We start from the raw sequence: 14,803 nt of genomic DNA, 5'->3' as shown, positions 1-14,803 counted from the left end.
TCTCGAGCCCGGCCGGGTTTGCGCGAGCCCGGCCGGGTTTGGCGGACCCGCCCCCGGCTACGTACAGTTCCGCCGAAGCTCGAACACACAATCCCAGGAAACAGGAAAGCAGCGCAGCGGCGATGACGGTGACCCAAGAAGGCCGGACCGAGGGCGTGGGCATCGACGCAGAGCGGATGGCGATCTGCCTGAGCGTCCTCGAAGAACTCGACGCGCTGCCGCTCGACCACCCCGACGCGATCGCCGTACGGCGCGCCACCGCCGGGATCTACCGCAAGGTCAAGCAGCGCCGCCGGCAGGAGCGCCGGGCCGCCAAGACCGCCAATGACCTGGCCGTCACTGCGGCCACCGCCACCGGGGCGCCCGACCGCATCGACGACGAGACCCAGGGCCTGGCCCTGGCCAGCTCCGTGACGACCGAGATAGCCGGGATCCTGGAACGTCCCCGTTCCTGCTACGTCTGCAAGAGCCGCTACGTCGAGGTCGACGCCTTCTACCACCAGCTGTGCCGCCCCTGCGCCCTGGAGAACCGCGCGCGCCGCGACGCCCGCACGGACCTCACCGGCCGACGCGCACTGCTCACCGGCGGCCGCGCCAAGATCGGCATGTACATCGCGCTCCGCCTGCTGCGCGACGGCGCCCACACCACCATCACCACCCGCTTCCCCAACGACGCCGTCCGGCGCTTCAAGGCCATGCCGGACAGCGCGGAGTGGCTGCAACGGCTCAAGATCGTCGGAATCGATCTGCGCGACCCGGCCCAGGTGCTCGCCCTCGCCGACTCGGTCGCCGCCGAAGGCCCCCTCGACATCCTGATCAACAACGCCGCACAGACCGTGCGCCGTTCCCCCGAGGCGTACGGACAGCTGATCTCCGCCGAGTCGGCCCCCCTCCCCGCCGGGGAACTGCCCGCCTCCCTCGTCCTCGGCCACTTCGGCAGCGGCACCCCCGCGGCCCTGCCCGCCGCCACGGCCGGCGCAAGCGGCCTGACCGCCGAGCACCTCACCTCCCTCGCCCTGACCTCCGGATCCGCCTCGCCCGCGCGCATCGAAGCGGGCACCGCGATCGACGCCGGCGGCCTCGTACCCGACCTGCACGCCACCAACAGCTGGATCCAGAAGGTGGACCAGGTCGACCCCGTCGAGCTCCTCGAAGTCCAGCTGTGCAATATGACCGCGCCGTTCCTGCTGGTGAGCAGGCTGCGCCCGGCGATGGCGGCCTCGCCCGCCCGCCGCAAGTACGTGGTCAACGTCTCCGCGATGGAAGGCCAGTTCAGCCGCGGCTACAAGGGCGCCGGTCACCCGCACACCAACATGGCCAAGGCGGCCCTGAACATGCTCACCCGCACCAGCGCCACCGAAATGCTGGAGACCGACGGCATCCTGATGACCGCCGTCGACACCGGCTGGATCACCGACGAGCGCCCGCACCCCGACAAGATGCGCCTGGCCGAGGAAGGCTTCCACGCCCCGCTCGACCTGGTCGACGGCGCGGCCCGGGTCTACGACCCGATCGTCCGCGGCGAGCTCGGCGAGGACCTGTACGGCTGCTTCCTGAAGGACTACGCGCCTGCGGCGTGGTGAGCGCGCGCACGAAAAGCGGTGGCGGCGCCCGGCCCGCCACCGCGATCCTTGAAGGATGAGCGGACCGAGCAAACGCGCCGACGTGTTCATCGAGCCCGACCGGGACCCCCGTGAGAACGGCCCCTCCCTGGGCGACGAGCGGGCCACGCTCGTCGAGTTCCTGCGCACCCAGCGCCTGACGCTGGAGCTCAAGTGCGCCGGCCTCGCCCCGGCCGACCTGGCGCGGCGCTCCGTGGAGCCGTCCACGATGTCGCTGCTGGGACTGGTACGGCACATGGCCGAGGTGGAGCGCAGCTGGTTCCGGAGGGTGCTGGCCGGGGAGCGGGCGCCGCGGCTCTTCCAGTCCAGCGCCGAGCCCGACGGAGACTTCGACGGCGCGGTGGCCGACCCCGCGGTGGTGGCCGAGGCATGGGAGGCGTGGCGGGCCGAGTGCGCGTTCACCGACCGGTACGTGGCCGGGGCCCCGAGCCTCGACGCGGTGGCGGACACCGGCGAGGGCCGGGTCTCGCTGCGTGAGGTGCTGGTGCACATGGTCGAGGAGTACGCCCGCCACAACGGCCACGCCGACCTGCTCCGCGAACGGATCGACGGTCGGGTGGGCGCGTAGCATCCCTAACGGTCCGCCGTCGAAAGCCAGTTGACCTGCGGCGGACCCCGGCGCCCCGCTATTGTGCCCCGGTATGCGCCGCACCGACCCGTTCATCGATGACACCACCGACCACCGCGCCTGCTGGTTCTGCCCGTCCCTGCGCCTGCCTGCGGGCGGCTTCGATGTGCTGGACGGGCCCAGCCATGACTATCCCTTCGACGCCGCGGACGGCTTCCGCTACCACCGGGTGACGCGGGTGCCGGCCTGCGTCCATCCCGAGCGGGTCGGCCTGGAGGCGGGCAGGTACCGCTCCGAGGGCCGGCTGCCGGAGCTGCCCGAGGCCGCCGAGGTGGCTTCGGCGGCCCCGGTTGCGGTCGCCGAACCACCGCCTCGTCAGGGTCCCGACACGGCACCCGCACGGGCGCTGCTGGCACGACGTACGAGGCGCACGAAGCGCACCGTCCACCACGAACTGGCCCCCTTCGAGGGCCCGTTGCCGCCCGGCGTCCCGGACCGGATCGACGACCTCGCCTCCTGGATCCGGTCCCTGCTGGCCGACGCCCAGCCCGATCACGTCGCCGACGTCCTGGCGGGCGCCGAGGCGGCGGCCCGCGAACGCTTCCCGGACGAGGCGGTGCTCTGCGTCCTGCGGCAGGTGCTGGCCGGGGATGCCGGGCTCACTCGTCGCTGATCCGGCAGGAGGCGGCGGGCTGCCCGGTTTCCTCACTCAACTGCCCGGTGATCTCCGCCGCAAGGCGATCCGCTGCACCGAGCGAGTCGGCCCCCTCGATGTCCAGGTATCAGGTGCCTGCCAGTTCCCATGATGCGCTGACCGCGATGCTCTGGGCCGGAAGGCGTGATCGCCCCACGCCGTCGTGGTCTCACCTACCAGGGACCGCGGCTGGAGGACGTCGGCGAGCCTGTTCCCCTGGACAGGCTCCCCATCGTTGCCGTCGACGGTTCTGATCAGGTACTCCGTCACGCCCACCCCGCCCGAGCACACAACCCTTCGGCCCACGCCAGCCGATGCTCACCCACCCCGTCCAGCGCCACGGTCCGCAGTCGCCCCAGCGTCTCCCGAGCGCGATCGGTACGCATTCCGCCGGCCCTCAGCAGCGCGTACGCGACCATGCCCGTGCGGTGAATTCCCGCGGAGCAATGGACGACCACATTGCCGCCGTCCCGGAGCACCCCCGCGAGGTCCCGCACGACGGGGATCAGCTCCCGGTCTCGCGCCGCCGGGGGAGGGTTGCCGTTGGCGAGTTCCACCCAGATCCACTGCAACCCTGCCGCGCGGGCCGCGTTCCGCAGGGTCAGCGCCCCCTCGCGCCTGCCCAGAACCGTCACCAGGTGCGTCACACCATCCGCCCGCATCGCAGGCAGCGCGGTGAACTTCGGGCGATTCATCAGCGTCAGCGTGCCTCCGGCGACGGGGACGGCGGGTGCGGTGGGTGGTGTGGGCACGGCGGGACGCTAGCGGCAACAAGGGAACGTGTGCCACTGGTTTTTGACGGCTGATCAGCAGTGTCTGATCGGCAGTGTCTGATCGGCAGTGCCGAGGCGCAATATGGGGCGGCCGTCGTACGCGGACGATTGAACGCCGGGCCCGCTTCCCTCGTACTACTACTCATCACTCGTCGTCCGAGGAGGGCCACATGACCGAGCCCATCACCCCGCCGCTCACCGCCCTGCCCGATGGAGAAGCGGAACTCCGCGTCGTGCTCCGGCTGCAATGGGAGGACGTTGCCGCACTCGGCCAGGAGGCCGGTCGGCTTGCCGTGCAGCTGAAGCGGCCGGTGACCCTTGATGAGGCCGCCAGTCACCGGTTGCGCGGGCGGCCGTCCGCGGCTCACGCCAAACCCGCGGTGCAAGGCCGGCCACAGCCCGCCGTGGCGCCGGCGGCCGTCTCGTCGCTGCCCGCCCGCTCGCCGGGGGAGCAGGCCCGGCAGGCGATCGACAAGATCACCGGAGGCGTGGGGACGGCCTGACCCGTCGGGCTCCCCGCATCACCACTGCGCGGGGAGCCCGCAGGCATCGTCCGGTCTCGGCCACGTCTCAGGACTGAGGCCGCTTTCCGTGGTTGGCCGCGTGCTTACGGCGGCTCTTCTTCTTGCGGCGTCGCTTCGATGACATACCGGCTCCTTTCTCGACGGTGGGAGCTTTCCTCTCATTTCTACCATTTCACTCGCCTGTGCCCCGGCCCCGACCTCGTCGGGCACGTTGCCCGCGCGCAGCAGCGCAGGAGCCCGCCGTACGGACCTGCCGGTTCGGCGTATGGAGGGGGGTCGCGGCGACCGCCCGACGCCCGATCAGGCCGGCGCGCCGCCAAGCCTCCGCAATCCCAACAGGATCCGCCGGGTCCGGACATTGACCTCGGCCACTTCCACAAGGACCTCGGTGCCGATCGGCACGGCTTCGGGATCGTCGACACCGTGCTCGGCGAGCCGGGGGCCGGGCACCAGCCCCTCGCACCCCTCGTGTACGTGCACGAACACCCCGAACGGAACGGTCTTGGTGACCCGGCCGGGGATCACCGCACCGATCTGCGTACGGGCGAACTCCCGCAGCGGATCCGGGAACAGGCCGGCCAGCGACAGCGCCACCCGCTCGCGCTGCCTGTCCACGTCCAGCACCATGACCGTCACTTCCTGCCCCACGTCCGCGATCTGAGCGGGATCATCGAAGCGCACCCAGGAAAGCTCGGAAACGTTCACCATCCCGTCGAGGCCCCCGAGGTCCACGAACACCCCGAAGGGCCGCACCGCCGAGACGACACCCCGGTGGACCTGCCCCGGCTCCAGCGAGTCCAGGACGCTCCGCCGAGCCCGCCCATCGACCTGTCCGCTCTCCAACCCGGGCCTCCCCGCTCCTGGTTACCTGCTCGGCGAGCCGTCCCGGCAGCTCGACGGTCGGGCTCATCCGTCCATCGTGCCCGATGGCGCGGATACGCGGCGCCGGCCGGTCGCCGCCAGCCGGGCGTGGGCGCGGACATCGGCGTCCGGGTCGTGCGCGACGGTGGCCAGGGCGCGCAGGGCGTCCGGGCTTGAGGTGTGGCCGCCCAGGGCCAGGACCGCGGCCTTGCGTACGTCCGCGTGGCCGTCGGTGAGGGCGGAGCGCAGTGCAGGGACGGCCGGTTCGGGGGCGGCGGCGGTCAGGGCCCTGGCTGCGCCGGCGCGGACCTGCCAGGCCTGGTCCTCGAGGGCGGTGAGGGCAATGGCGTCGTACGGGGGCGGGCAGCCGGTGGTGGCCAGGGCCGCGAGCGCTGCGGCCCGTACGAGGAGGTCCTCGTCGCGGAGCAGATCCGCCAGGTGCTCCGGCGCCCCGACGGTGCCCAGCCCGTGCGCGGCCGCGACCCGGACCTCGCGGGAGGGGTCCGTGACGGCGCGCCGGAGGTCGTCGGCGGCGTCGACGGAGACCAGGGCGCGGAGGGCCTGGATGCGGACGTCCACCGCGGGGTCGGCGAGCGCGGCGGCGTAGCGGGGGCGGTCGCCGAGGCCCAGGACGTACAGGACGTTCAGGGCCGCGGCGCGGACGAGGGGGTCGGCGCCGTGCGCTGCGGCCGTGACCAGCGGCTCGCGCAGTTCGGCTGCCGGCGGCAGGACCTCGACCAGTTCGCGCAGCGAGGCGCCGGCGGCCGCCCGTACGGCCGGGTCGGCATCGGCGAGCAGGGCGGCGAGGGCCTGTCCCGTACCGATCGGGACGCTTTCGGTGAGCGCGTCGACGGCGGCGCGGCGGACGGCCGGGTCGGGGTCGGCGAGGTAGGGGCGCAGGGCCGGGAGGTCCGGCTGGTCCTCGGCGAGGGTGAGGAGTTCGAGGATGCGGGGGGAGGGGGAGGGGGAGCCGGGGGAGGGGGCATCGGGGCGGGGCCCCGTCCCGGACGTGCCCTCGGCTCCGGGCGCGGAACCGTCCCCGGGCCCGGCATTCGCCCCCGGCCGGGCCCCGGACCCCACCGGCGCCGTGTCCCGCGCCCCCGCCGTGGCGACCCGCTCCGGATGCACCTCCCCCAGGAAGCGGGACGCGCCGCCCGTCGGGACGTACTCCTCCACCGGCACGAGATACGGCGCCACCGGCCGGGCCGTGAACTCCATCGTCCCCGCGGCGGACTTGCGCAGGTCGAGATGGTGCAGCCACTCGCCGTCGTTGCGGTCCGGGTGATCCGTACGCTCGTGATAGAGGCCCCAGCGGGACTCGGTCCGGGCCAGGGACGACCGGGCGGCCATCTCGGCGCAGTCGCGGATGAACGTGACCTCGGCGCAGCGCATCAGCTCGTGCGGGGTGCGGGCGCCCATGGCGGCGATGTCGGTACGCATCCGCTCGAAGTGCTCGACGGCCAGCGACAGGCGGGCGCCGCTCTTGGGCGGGGCGACATAGTCGTTGACGAAGCGGCGGAGCTTGTATTCGACCTGGGGCTGGGGCGGGCCGTCGGGGCTGCGCAGCGGCCGGTAGATCAGGTCGTGCGCGGCGCGCAACTGCTCGGCGGGCAACGCACCCTCGTAGGAACCGAATCGGGCGGCATCGGCGCCCGCCAGATCGCCGAAGACAAACGCGCCGATCATGTAGTTGTGCGGGACGCAGGCGAGATCACCCGCCGCGTACAGCCGCGGCACGGTGGTCCGGGCGTGGTCGTCGACGCGTACGCCCGACGCCGAATGCCCGCCGCACAGCCCGATTTCCGAGATGTGCATCTCGATGTCATGGGTGCGGTAGTCGTGGCCGCGCCCGGCGTGGAAGGTGCCGCGGGTGGGGCGTTCGGTGGTGTGCAGAATCGTCTCCAGGGCGGAGACGGACTCCTCCGGGAGGTGGCTCAGCTTCAGATAGACCGGGCCGCGTTCGGAGGCGACCTCGGCCGCGAACTCGGCCATCATCTGCCCCGACCAGTAGTCGGATTCGACGAACCGCTCGCCGTGCCGGTTGACCTGGTAGCCGCCGAAGGGGTTGGCCACATACGCGCAGGCCGGGCCGTTGTAGTCCTTGATCAGCGGGTTGATCTGGAAGCACTCGATGCCGGTCAGTTCGGCACCCGCGTGATACGCCATCGCATAGCCGTCGCCCGCGTTGGTGGGGTTCTCGTACGTGCCGTAGAGATAGCCGGAGGCGGGCAGGCCGAGGCGGCCGCACGCCCCGGTGGCGAGGATCACCGCGCCCGCGCGGACCGCGACAAAGCCGCCGGTGCGGGTGTGGAGGCCCACCGCCCCGATCGCCCGGCCGTCGTCGCCGGTCAGGATGCGCACCGGCATCACGCGGTTCTCGATACGGATCCGCTCGCGCATCTCGCGCCGGCGCAGCTGCCGGTAGAGGACCTTCTTGACGTCCTTGCCCTCCGGCATCGGCAGCACATACGAGCCCGAGCGGTGCACCTGGCGGACGGCGTACTCGCCGTGCTCGTCCTTCTCGAACTTCACGCCGTACGACTCCAGCCGCTGCACCATCGCAAAGCCGCGGGTCGCGGTCTGGCGGACGGTGGCCTGGTCGACGATGCCGTCGTTGGCGCGGGTGATCTCGGCGACGTAGTCGTCGGGTTCGGCGCGGCCGGGGATGACGGCGTTGTTGACGCCGTCCATGCCCATGGCGAGCGCCCCGGAGTGGCGGACGTGCGCCTTCTCCAGGAGGAGGACGTCCGCGCCGTGTTCGGCGGCGGTGAGCGCGGCCATGGTGCCGGCGGTGCCGCCGCCGATGACGAGGACATCGCAGGAGAGTTCCTCGGGGGCGTCGGGGGTGGGGATCTCCATGGGGTGCCTTTCGGTGGCGGGGCGCGGGGTCTGGGGCGCGGGGTGTGGCGGTTGCGTACGGGGCGGCGAGCGGCAGGCAGTCGACTGCCAGGAGAGGGACAGGTCAGGCGTCGGGCGGATCGTCCGGCCGGTCGCCCAGGGACGCGAGGACCTCCCGCCGCAGCGCGACCGTCGCAGGGTCGGCATACGCCTCCCGGACCCGCGGCCGCGGTACGGGCAGCACCCGGCCGGTGCCCAGCAGGGCGACCCGGTCGCCCAGGAAGAGCGCCTCGTCCACGTCGTGGGTGACGAAGACGACGGTGGCGTGTGTGCCGCGCAGCGCCGTCACCAGCAGCTGCTGCATCCCGGCCCGGGTCTGGGCGTCGAGCGCGCCGAACGGCTCGTCCATCAGGACGGCGCGCGGTTGGCCGGCCAGCGCGCGGGCCAGCTGGGTGCGTTGCCGCTGGCCGCCGGAGACCTGGTGCGGCAGGCGGGCGGCATGCTCGGTCAGGCCCACCCGGCCCAGCCACTCGACGGCCCGCGCCCGGCGCTCCACACGCGTCAACCCCCTTATCGCAAGGGGGAGTTCGACATTCGCCCGCAGACTCCGCCAGGGCAGCAGCGCATCTTCCTGGAAGACCAGCGCCCGGTCGGCGGCGGGCCCGTCGACGGGCCCGCCGTCCTGGCTCAGCCGGCCGCCGAGCAGCGGCAGCAGACCGGCGAGGGTGCGCAGCAGGGTGGACTTGCCGCAGCCGGACGGCCCGACGACGGTGAGGATCTCGCCCGGTGCGACCTCGAGGTCCAGGCCGCGGAGTACGGGCGCACCGGGGTGGCCGAGCACAGCACCGGCGAGGGACAGCCGGATGCCGGGTGCGGGCGCCTGCGGGCGGGCCGTTGCGGTGGTATCGGTGCTGGTCATCGCGTCCCTCCACGCGTCGCCAGGCCGGCTCGCAGCCGGCCCCGGACCCCCTTGTACGGGCCCGCGTTGCGCGCCGTACGGGGCAGACCCCACCTCGGCGCCTGCCGTCCCGCCGTACGGGGCAGCCAGCGCGTCAGGCGCCGCCCCAGGACCTCCACCGCCGTGGACGTGGCCCAGCCCAGCAGCCCGATCGTGGCCATCCCGACGAACACGCCCGGATAGTCGACGATCGTGTAGTCCTGCCAGGTCCGGTACCCCACGCCGTACTCCCCGGAGATCATCTCGGCGGAGATCACACAGATCCACGAGACGCCCAGTCCCACCGACAGTCCGCCGAAGATCCCCGGCAGGGCCCCCGGCAGCACCACCGACCACAGCACCCGCCACCGGCCGCCGCCCATGGTCAGCACCGCCTCCTCCCAGGCGGGCGTCAGCGCCCGCACCGCATGCCGGGTGGCGACCATCACCGGGAAGAACGCCGCGGCGAAGGTGATGAAGACGATGCCCTGCTCATTGCTGGGGAACAGCAGGATCGCCACCGGGACCAGCGCAATCGCCGGGATGGGGCGCACGATTTCCAGCAACGGGCCCAGCAGATCGGCGACGAGCGGTGAGCGGGCGACGGCCGTGCCGACGGCGACGCCGAGGACGGCCGCGAGGGCGAAGCCGCTCACGATCCGGGTCAGACTCTCGCCGAGGTCCTGCCAGTACGCGGCCCCGCCCAGCCGCTGCATCAACGCATGGGCCGTCTCCGCCACCGTGGGGATCTGCGAGAAGCGCAGCCAGGCCTGCACCCGGAACTGCGCGAGCACCTGCCAAAGGGCCAGCGCCGCGAGGACCGCCCCCGTACGCCGGGCCACGCGGGCCGTGCTCACCGGACCTGCTTCAACGCGTCGGCGTAGCCGAGGGTGCGGGCCCCATCGTGGCCCCGTACCCAGGCGTCGGCGGTGGCCTGCGTGGCGAACGGCAGCAGCCGCGCACCGTCCCGCACCCAGAGGGCCTTGTCCGCGAACCACCGCGTCCCGGTCGTCGCATCGGCCACATACGCCGCCCGTACCGTTTCCCGGTGCGCCCGGACGAACCGCAGCAGCGCCGCCGGATCGCGGAAGGAGTGCGTACGGTCCTCGCCCCGCAGCCAGACCTCATCGGCCGAGGGATGGGCCGTCGAGCGCCGGGCCTTGGCGTACCCGCTCCCGTAACTCGCCTTCAGGTAACGGTCGTTGACGAACGAGTCCACATCCACCGGCCCGGTCAGCTTGGCTGCCCGCAGCACCGCCACATCCTTCTTCAGCGCGGCGATCAGCCGCGGCTTGAGGGTGGGGTCGAAGGTGGCGATGCCGCCCGCGCCGTTGTAGAGGTAGACCACCTCGGGCGGCAGCCCGGTGGCCTTGGCGACCCGCTGTGCGGCGTCGACCGGATGGGCCTGCAGATAGCGGGTGGCGTCCCGCTGCGCGGCAAGGAACGCCTTGACCACCGCCGGCCGTTGCCCGGCAAACCGCTCGGCCACCGTCACACCGTGGAAAGTGGGCAGCTTCAGCGCGCCCCCGTCGTAGAGCGCCCGCGCCTTCCCCTGGAAAGCGAGCAGCCCCGGCCAGGCGACGAACTGCGAGAGCGCGTCCACACTGCCCGACTGGAGCGCCGAGGCGCCCACGGCCGGCTGCTGGTTGAGCTTGTGGACGTCCCGCTCCGGGTCGATCCCCGCGCGCTGCAGGGCCCGTACCAGCGTGCCGTCGGAGGCCGATCCGACGCTGCTGGAGACCTTTTTGCCGCGCAGGTCCGCCAGCGAGTGCAGGCGTGAACCAGGCTTGGTGACAATCGTGTTGAGCGCGCCGCGCAGGTTGTAGCCGGTGACCGCGATCAGCCGGGTCGGGGCGCGCAGCTGCTTGCCGCGCGCGGCGTTGATGAGCAGCGGGAAGTCGCCCATCGAGCCGATGTCGATCTTCCCGGCGACCATCTGCGCGGTGATCGGCGCCCCGGTCGCGTAGTCCTGCCAGACCACCTTGTACGTCTTGCCGTCGCGCTTGCCCTGCGCGCGCAGCTCGCGTTCGAAGGAGCCGAGCGAGCGCAGCAGGGTGCCGGCGGTGACGGTGTTGATGGTCTTGGACTGGTAGCCGATGGTCACGGTGACGTTCTTGCCGTCGCCCGCCTGCGCGGCGCCGCCGCAGCCGGTGAGCCCGAGGGGGAGCAGCAGGCCCGCGGCCGCGAGGGAGATCGTACTTTTTTGGTAGGTGCGCTTCGTGAGCGTGCGCTTCATGGACGTGCGCTGCATGGGGACGTGCCTCTCATCGCAACAAGTAGGGCATATTGACCGTGACCGCGCCGGTGGGACACCGCGCGGCGCACGGGCCGCAGTACCAGCACTCGTCGACGTGCATATACGCCTTGTTGCTGGCCGGGTCGATGGCGAGGGAGTCGAGCGGGCACATGTCGACGCAGAGCGTGCAGCCGTCGATGCACTTGGACTCGTCGATGGTCACGGGCACATCGGCCCGCTGGGGCGCAAGAGGCATGGCGGTCTCCGGGTAGGGGCGTCGGGGAGGGGCAAGCGGGGGCGGGGGCGGGGCTCAGACGGTGCGGCGCAGCAGGCCGCGCAGGGTGAGGCGATCGCCGCGATGGGGGTCCCACCTTGGCCCTTGAGGCCTTGGGGGACTGATGAACTCCAGGTCGACGGGACAGTCGTCGGCGAGATGGGTGACCCTGCCGTGCGGGTGCAGGGTTTCGGCCAGTCCCATCAACCGGTCGAGTCCATGCACCTGGTGACGCAGCAGGGTGGCGAGCTGCCGGGCACGGTCCGCGCGGAGCCGGCGGCGGCGGGCGGCCGCTACCGGGCCGGTGTGCTGGCGGGTGCGTTCGGCAGGCATGAGGCGGACCATACCGACGTGTTCCGGCCAGTGGTGTTGCCGCAGTATTGCGCCACTGTCCGCACTCCGGGCGACGGCCGTGACCTGCGCTTTCCGTACCGCGACGGGATGATCTGCCACCGGGGAGGGGCAGACGGCCTGCCACTCCAGGGGCCGTCCGACGTGCCCACCCCCGCCCGTTAAGGTCTCACTCTCACCGGCCACACAATGATCAGACCCATCAGGCTGATCAGCAGAACAGCCGAAACAGCCGAAACAGCGCATCAACCAGGGGGAACGGGGAGCATGGCAAACGGATGGATACCGCCGACAGACGTCGAACTCGACCTGTACGAAGCCAAGTCGCGCGAGGACTGGGACGCGTACAAGCGCATCCTGCTGGCGGCGGACACCTTCACGTACGCGCTCAAGGAGGACGTCGACGAGGTCGGCGGCGAGGCCTCGATGCTGGTGTTCAAGGCTCCCGACGGCGGGCGCTGCTTCGTCGTCCACACCCGCGGCCAGATGCCGGACCGCAGGGAGAAGCTCGTCCTGTGCACCATCGACCTGCCACCGGTGTCCGAAGAGGACGGGGTGGACGAGGACGGCCGGATCCCCGGCCTCCTCGTCAACCCCGGGTGGCCCGAGGAGGCGTTCTTCCCCGGCTACCGCGGCCAGGACGACGACTGGCAGGCACTGGTGGACGAGGTGCCGGAGCGCGGGCACGACGACGATGAACTGATCACCAAGTACAGCGGCCCACTGGACGGCCCCCTCGCGCACGGCCTGGCCTGCGGCACGCATCTGGCCGTACACAACCAGGTGCTGTGGAACGACCTCGGCGATGTCTGCGGCGACTACCGCGGAGACGTCTCCATACTGCGCGACTCCTGGGACGTCGTGGACCGGGCGAGGTGGCTCGGGCAGCTGAACTACCTGCTGGAGGGCCGTAACAGCCCACCCCTCCCGGAATTCGCGCTCATGGTCCGCCGCGAGATCGCCCGCCGACAGCCCGGGGCGCACACCGATGCGCCGTTCTGGCGTCGGACGACCGCAGCCAATCTCCACGAACGCGGCGCGGACGAAGAGTCGATCGCCGAGACCATGTCACTCATCGGCCAGATCGTCCGCTACGAGTCCCGCTTCCGGGCCGACGGCATCCTGCCGCCCGACGGCTATGTCACCTCGGCCCTCGGCTACGACTTCGGCCGCGCCGTCAACTTCGCCCGCTGGGGCCTGAGCGCCCGTTTCACCGATGTGCCCGAGGTCGAGAAGGCCGTGATCCGCGTCGGCGAACTCTGCCGCAAGCACTATTCCTCCTGGGAGGAGTTCTCGGCGGGGTACATCCTCGGCCGCGCCCTCCGCTTCGACGAGGAATCCTTCGGCCATATGTACAGTTCCGCGCTGTCGCCGCACCGCATCCTCACCCGTGACCCTGCCAGTCCGTGGCGCAATATCCCTTTTCTGCTGGACCGTGACTCCAGTGCCGGGTGACGAATTTCGCTGTATCCTAACGAGATAAGGGGGTTTGTCCCGCTGCGCCGGATGGCGACTGCCGACGCGGGTCGGCGGACAGCCGGCGCCGGAGCGCGCCCCACCGCGCTCGCTCCACAGCGCACCCCGTGATCAACAAACTCCCGTTTCGCGACAATTTCCGCCCGCCGTTGGCCAAAACCCGACCGGAACGCAACGCCGTCGGCGCCCCCGCCCTCCTCCCGCATGCACCTGTACGCCATTCTTCTGTGGAGGTAAATCTTGCGACGATGGGGAACAGCGGCCGCGGCGCTCGTACTGGCAGGCGCCGGGCTGGCGACCACGGCCGGGGCGGCCAGCGCCGCGTCCGGCCCTGCGGTCAAGGCGGCTTCGGCCACGGCCTGTTCGACGGCCTGGGGCAGTGGCACCAAGTCGGCGACGCACGGGTACGCCAAGCCGCTGAAGAACATCACGACCGGTCGGCACGCGTGCTACGACCGCATGGTCTTCGACATCAGCGGTACGGGTGACAAGGCCGGCTACCACGTCGGCTACGTCAAGAAGTTCTACCAGGACGGATCCGGCGAGCAGATACCCGTAAAGGGCGGCGCCATCCTGCAGATCTTTGTGTCCGCGCCCAGCTACGACCCGGCGACGGGCAAGCCGTCCTACGCCGGGAAGGCCGGGAAGCCGCTGCCGGGTGTGAACATCAGCGGATACAAGACGTTCAAGGACACCAAGTTCGGTGCGAGCTTCGAGGGACAGACCCAGGTCGGCCTGGGCGTCCGGGCCAAGCTGCCGTTCCGGGTGTCCCAGTCCGGTCACCAGCTGATTGTGGACGTGGCTCGCCCTCACCGGCGTCGGCCTCGGCTTCCTCCTCAACACCAGCCCGGTCTGGGTCGCCACCGCCGTCGCCGTCCTGGGCTCCGTCGTCATGGAGCTGATCCGCTGGTACGGCAGGACCCGCGGCGATCTGGCCCTCGCCATGCTGTTCTACGGCGGTATGGCGGGCGGCGTGATGCTGATGAACCTCTCCGACGCGGGCTCCAACGCCAACCTCAGCACCTACCTCTTCGGCTCGATCACCACGGTCTCGCCCGAGGACATGACGACCATCTGCGTCCTCGCCGCCCTGGTCCTGGCGATCACCGTCGGCCTGCGCCGCCAGCTGTTCGCGGTCTGCCAGGACGAGGAGTTCGCCCGGGTGACGGGCCTGCCCGTACGGCTGCTGAATCTGCTGGTCGCCGTCACCGCCGCGGTCACCGTCACCGTCGCCATGCGCGTCGTCGGCCTGCTGCTGGTCAGCGCCCTGATGGTGATCCCGGTCGCGGCCGCCCAGCAGATCAGCCGCAGCTTCGCGGCGACGTTCGGGGTGGCCATCGCGATCGGCGTCGCGGTCACCCTCACCGGCACCGCCACCTCGTACTACGTGGATGTCCCGTCCGGCGCGACCATCGTGCTCTTCGCGATCGGCCTCTTCGTGATCTTTACGGCCCTCGCCGCGCCGCTGGCGAAAAAACGCGCCAGGACTGCCTCGGAGACGGGCGAGGGGTGCACCCTGGAGGTACCCGGCAGCCGCACCGCTGTCGCGGACGATGTGCAGGTGTAGGCGGGCAGGCGTAGACGGGCAGGTGGAGTGCCCGACCGGCTTTCCCGTCGTCGCCTGGCACAATGGCCGACGCACGGGCAGG

The 14,803-nt window shown here is 71.6% G+C and carries 12 protein-coding genes and 2 pseudogenes; 6 read left to right on the top strand and 8 right to left on the bottom strand.

Features of this window, described 5'->3' with window-relative positions; genetic code table 11:
* Positions 1 to 122 precede the first annotated feature (122 nt).
* The 3 genes from AB0D04_RS06570 (at position 123) to AB0D04_RS06560 (ending at position 2,863) form a co-directional block, all read left to right on the top strand.
* On the top strand, positions 123 to 1,583 hold the full coding sequence (locus AB0D04_RS06570) for an SDR family NAD(P)-dependent oxidoreductase (protein ID WP_362700022.1): 1,461 nt from the start codon (positions 123 to 125) through the stop codon (positions 1,581 to 1,583).
* Between the two features lie 55 nt (positions 1,584 to 1,638).
* A complete protein-coding gene (locus AB0D04_RS06565; protein ID WP_362700020.1) occupies positions 1,639 to 2,190 on the top strand; it encodes a DinB family protein in 552 nt (183 codons plus the stop codon).
* A 73-nt stretch (positions 2,191 to 2,263) separates the two neighbouring features.
* On the top strand, positions 2,264 to 2,863 hold the full coding sequence (locus AB0D04_RS06560) for a hypothetical protein (RefSeq protein WP_362700018.1): 600 nt from the start codon (positions 2,264 to 2,266) through the stop codon (positions 2,861 to 2,863).
* 287 nt (positions 2,864 to 3,150) lie between these two features.
* On the opposite strand, the gene AB0D04_RS06555 is transcribed toward AB0D04_RS06560, so the two are convergent.
* Positions 3,151 to 3,636, bottom strand: coding sequence for a tyrosine-protein phosphatase (locus tag AB0D04_RS06555; RefSeq protein ID WP_362700016.1), 486 nt, complete (start codon positions 3,634 to 3,636; stop codon positions 3,151 to 3,153).
* 191 nt (positions 3,637 to 3,827) lie between these two features.
* On the opposite strand from AB0D04_RS06555, the gene AB0D04_RS06550 reads away from it, so the two are divergent.
* On the top strand, positions 3,828 to 4,160 hold the full coding sequence (locus AB0D04_RS06550; protein WP_362700015.1) for a hypothetical protein: 333 nt from the start codon (positions 3,828 to 3,830) through the stop codon (positions 4,158 to 4,160).
* A 321-nt stretch (positions 4,161 to 4,481) separates the two neighbouring features.
* On the opposite strand, the gene AB0D04_RS06545 is transcribed toward AB0D04_RS06550, so the two are convergent.
* The 7 genes and pseudogenes from AB0D04_RS06545 to AB0D04_RS06515 form a co-directional block, all read right to left on the bottom strand.
* The gene (locus AB0D04_RS06545; RefSeq protein WP_362700013.1) at positions 4,482 to 5,024 is read right to left on the bottom strand and encodes a S1 RNA-binding domain-containing protein; all 543 of its coding nucleotides are present in this window, start codon (positions 5,022 to 5,024) and stop codon (positions 4,482 to 4,484) included.
* Positions 5,025 to 5,087: 63 nt separating this feature from the next.
* Positions 5,088 to 7,901, bottom strand: coding sequence for a fumarate reductase/succinate dehydrogenase flavoprotein subunit (locus tag AB0D04_RS06540; RefSeq protein ID WP_362700011.1), 2,814 nt, complete (start codon positions 7,899 to 7,901; stop codon positions 5,088 to 5,090).
* A 103-nt stretch (positions 7,902 to 8,004) separates the two neighbouring features.
* Entirely contained in the window at positions 8,005 to 8,799 is a 795-nt protein-coding gene (locus AB0D04_RS06535; protein ID WP_362700009.1) for an ABC transporter ATP-binding protein, read from the bottom strand.
* Positions 8,796 to 9,674: an ABC transporter permease gene (locus AB0D04_RS06530; protein WP_362700007.1), complete on the bottom strand. Its 879-nt coding sequence runs from the start codon at positions 9,672 to 9,674 to the stop codon at positions 8,796 to 8,798. The genes AB0D04_RS06535 and AB0D04_RS06530 overlap by 4 nt, the downstream gene beginning before the upstream one ends.
* Complete coding sequence (locus AB0D04_RS06525; protein WP_362700005.1) at positions 9,671 to 11,053, bottom strand: ABC transporter substrate-binding protein; 1,383 nt, start codon at positions 11,051 to 11,053, stop codon at positions 9,671 to 9,673. The genes AB0D04_RS06530 and AB0D04_RS06525 overlap by 4 nt, the downstream gene beginning before the upstream one ends.
* 28 nt (positions 11,054 to 11,081) lie before the next feature.
* Positions 11,082 to 11,309, bottom strand: coding sequence for a ferredoxin family protein (locus AB0D04_RS06520; RefSeq protein ID WP_362700003.1), 228 nt, complete (start codon positions 11,307 to 11,309; stop codon positions 11,082 to 11,084).
* Between the two features lie 177 nt (positions 11,310 to 11,486).
* Positions 11,487 to 11,660, bottom strand: a pseudogene (locus AB0D04_RS06515) (GntR family transcriptional regulator); the annotation flags it as partial.
* Between the two features lie 285 nt (positions 11,661 to 11,945).
* On the opposite strand from AB0D04_RS06515, the gene AB0D04_RS06510 reads away from it, so the two are divergent.
* Both AB0D04_RS06510 and AB0D04_RS06505 read left to right on the top strand, forming a co-directional pair.
* On the top strand, positions 11,946 to 13,133 hold the full coding sequence (locus AB0D04_RS06510; RefSeq protein ID WP_362700002.1) for a DUF1266 domain-containing protein: 1,188 nt from the start codon (positions 11,946 to 11,948) through the stop codon (positions 13,131 to 13,133).
* 823 nt (positions 13,134 to 13,956) lie between these two features.
* Positions 13,957 to 14,721: pseudogene (locus tag AB0D04_RS06505) on the top strand (iron chelate uptake ABC transporter family permease subunit); the annotation flags it as partial.
* Positions 14,722 to 14,803 lie beyond the last annotated feature (82 nt).

This window comes from Streptomyces sp. NPDC048483, assembly GCF_040651455.1.
Taxonomy (GTDB): domain Bacteria; phylum Actinomycetota; class Actinomycetes; order Streptomycetales; family Streptomycetaceae; genus Streptomyces.
This window is presented reverse-complemented; position numbering and strand designations above follow the sequence as displayed.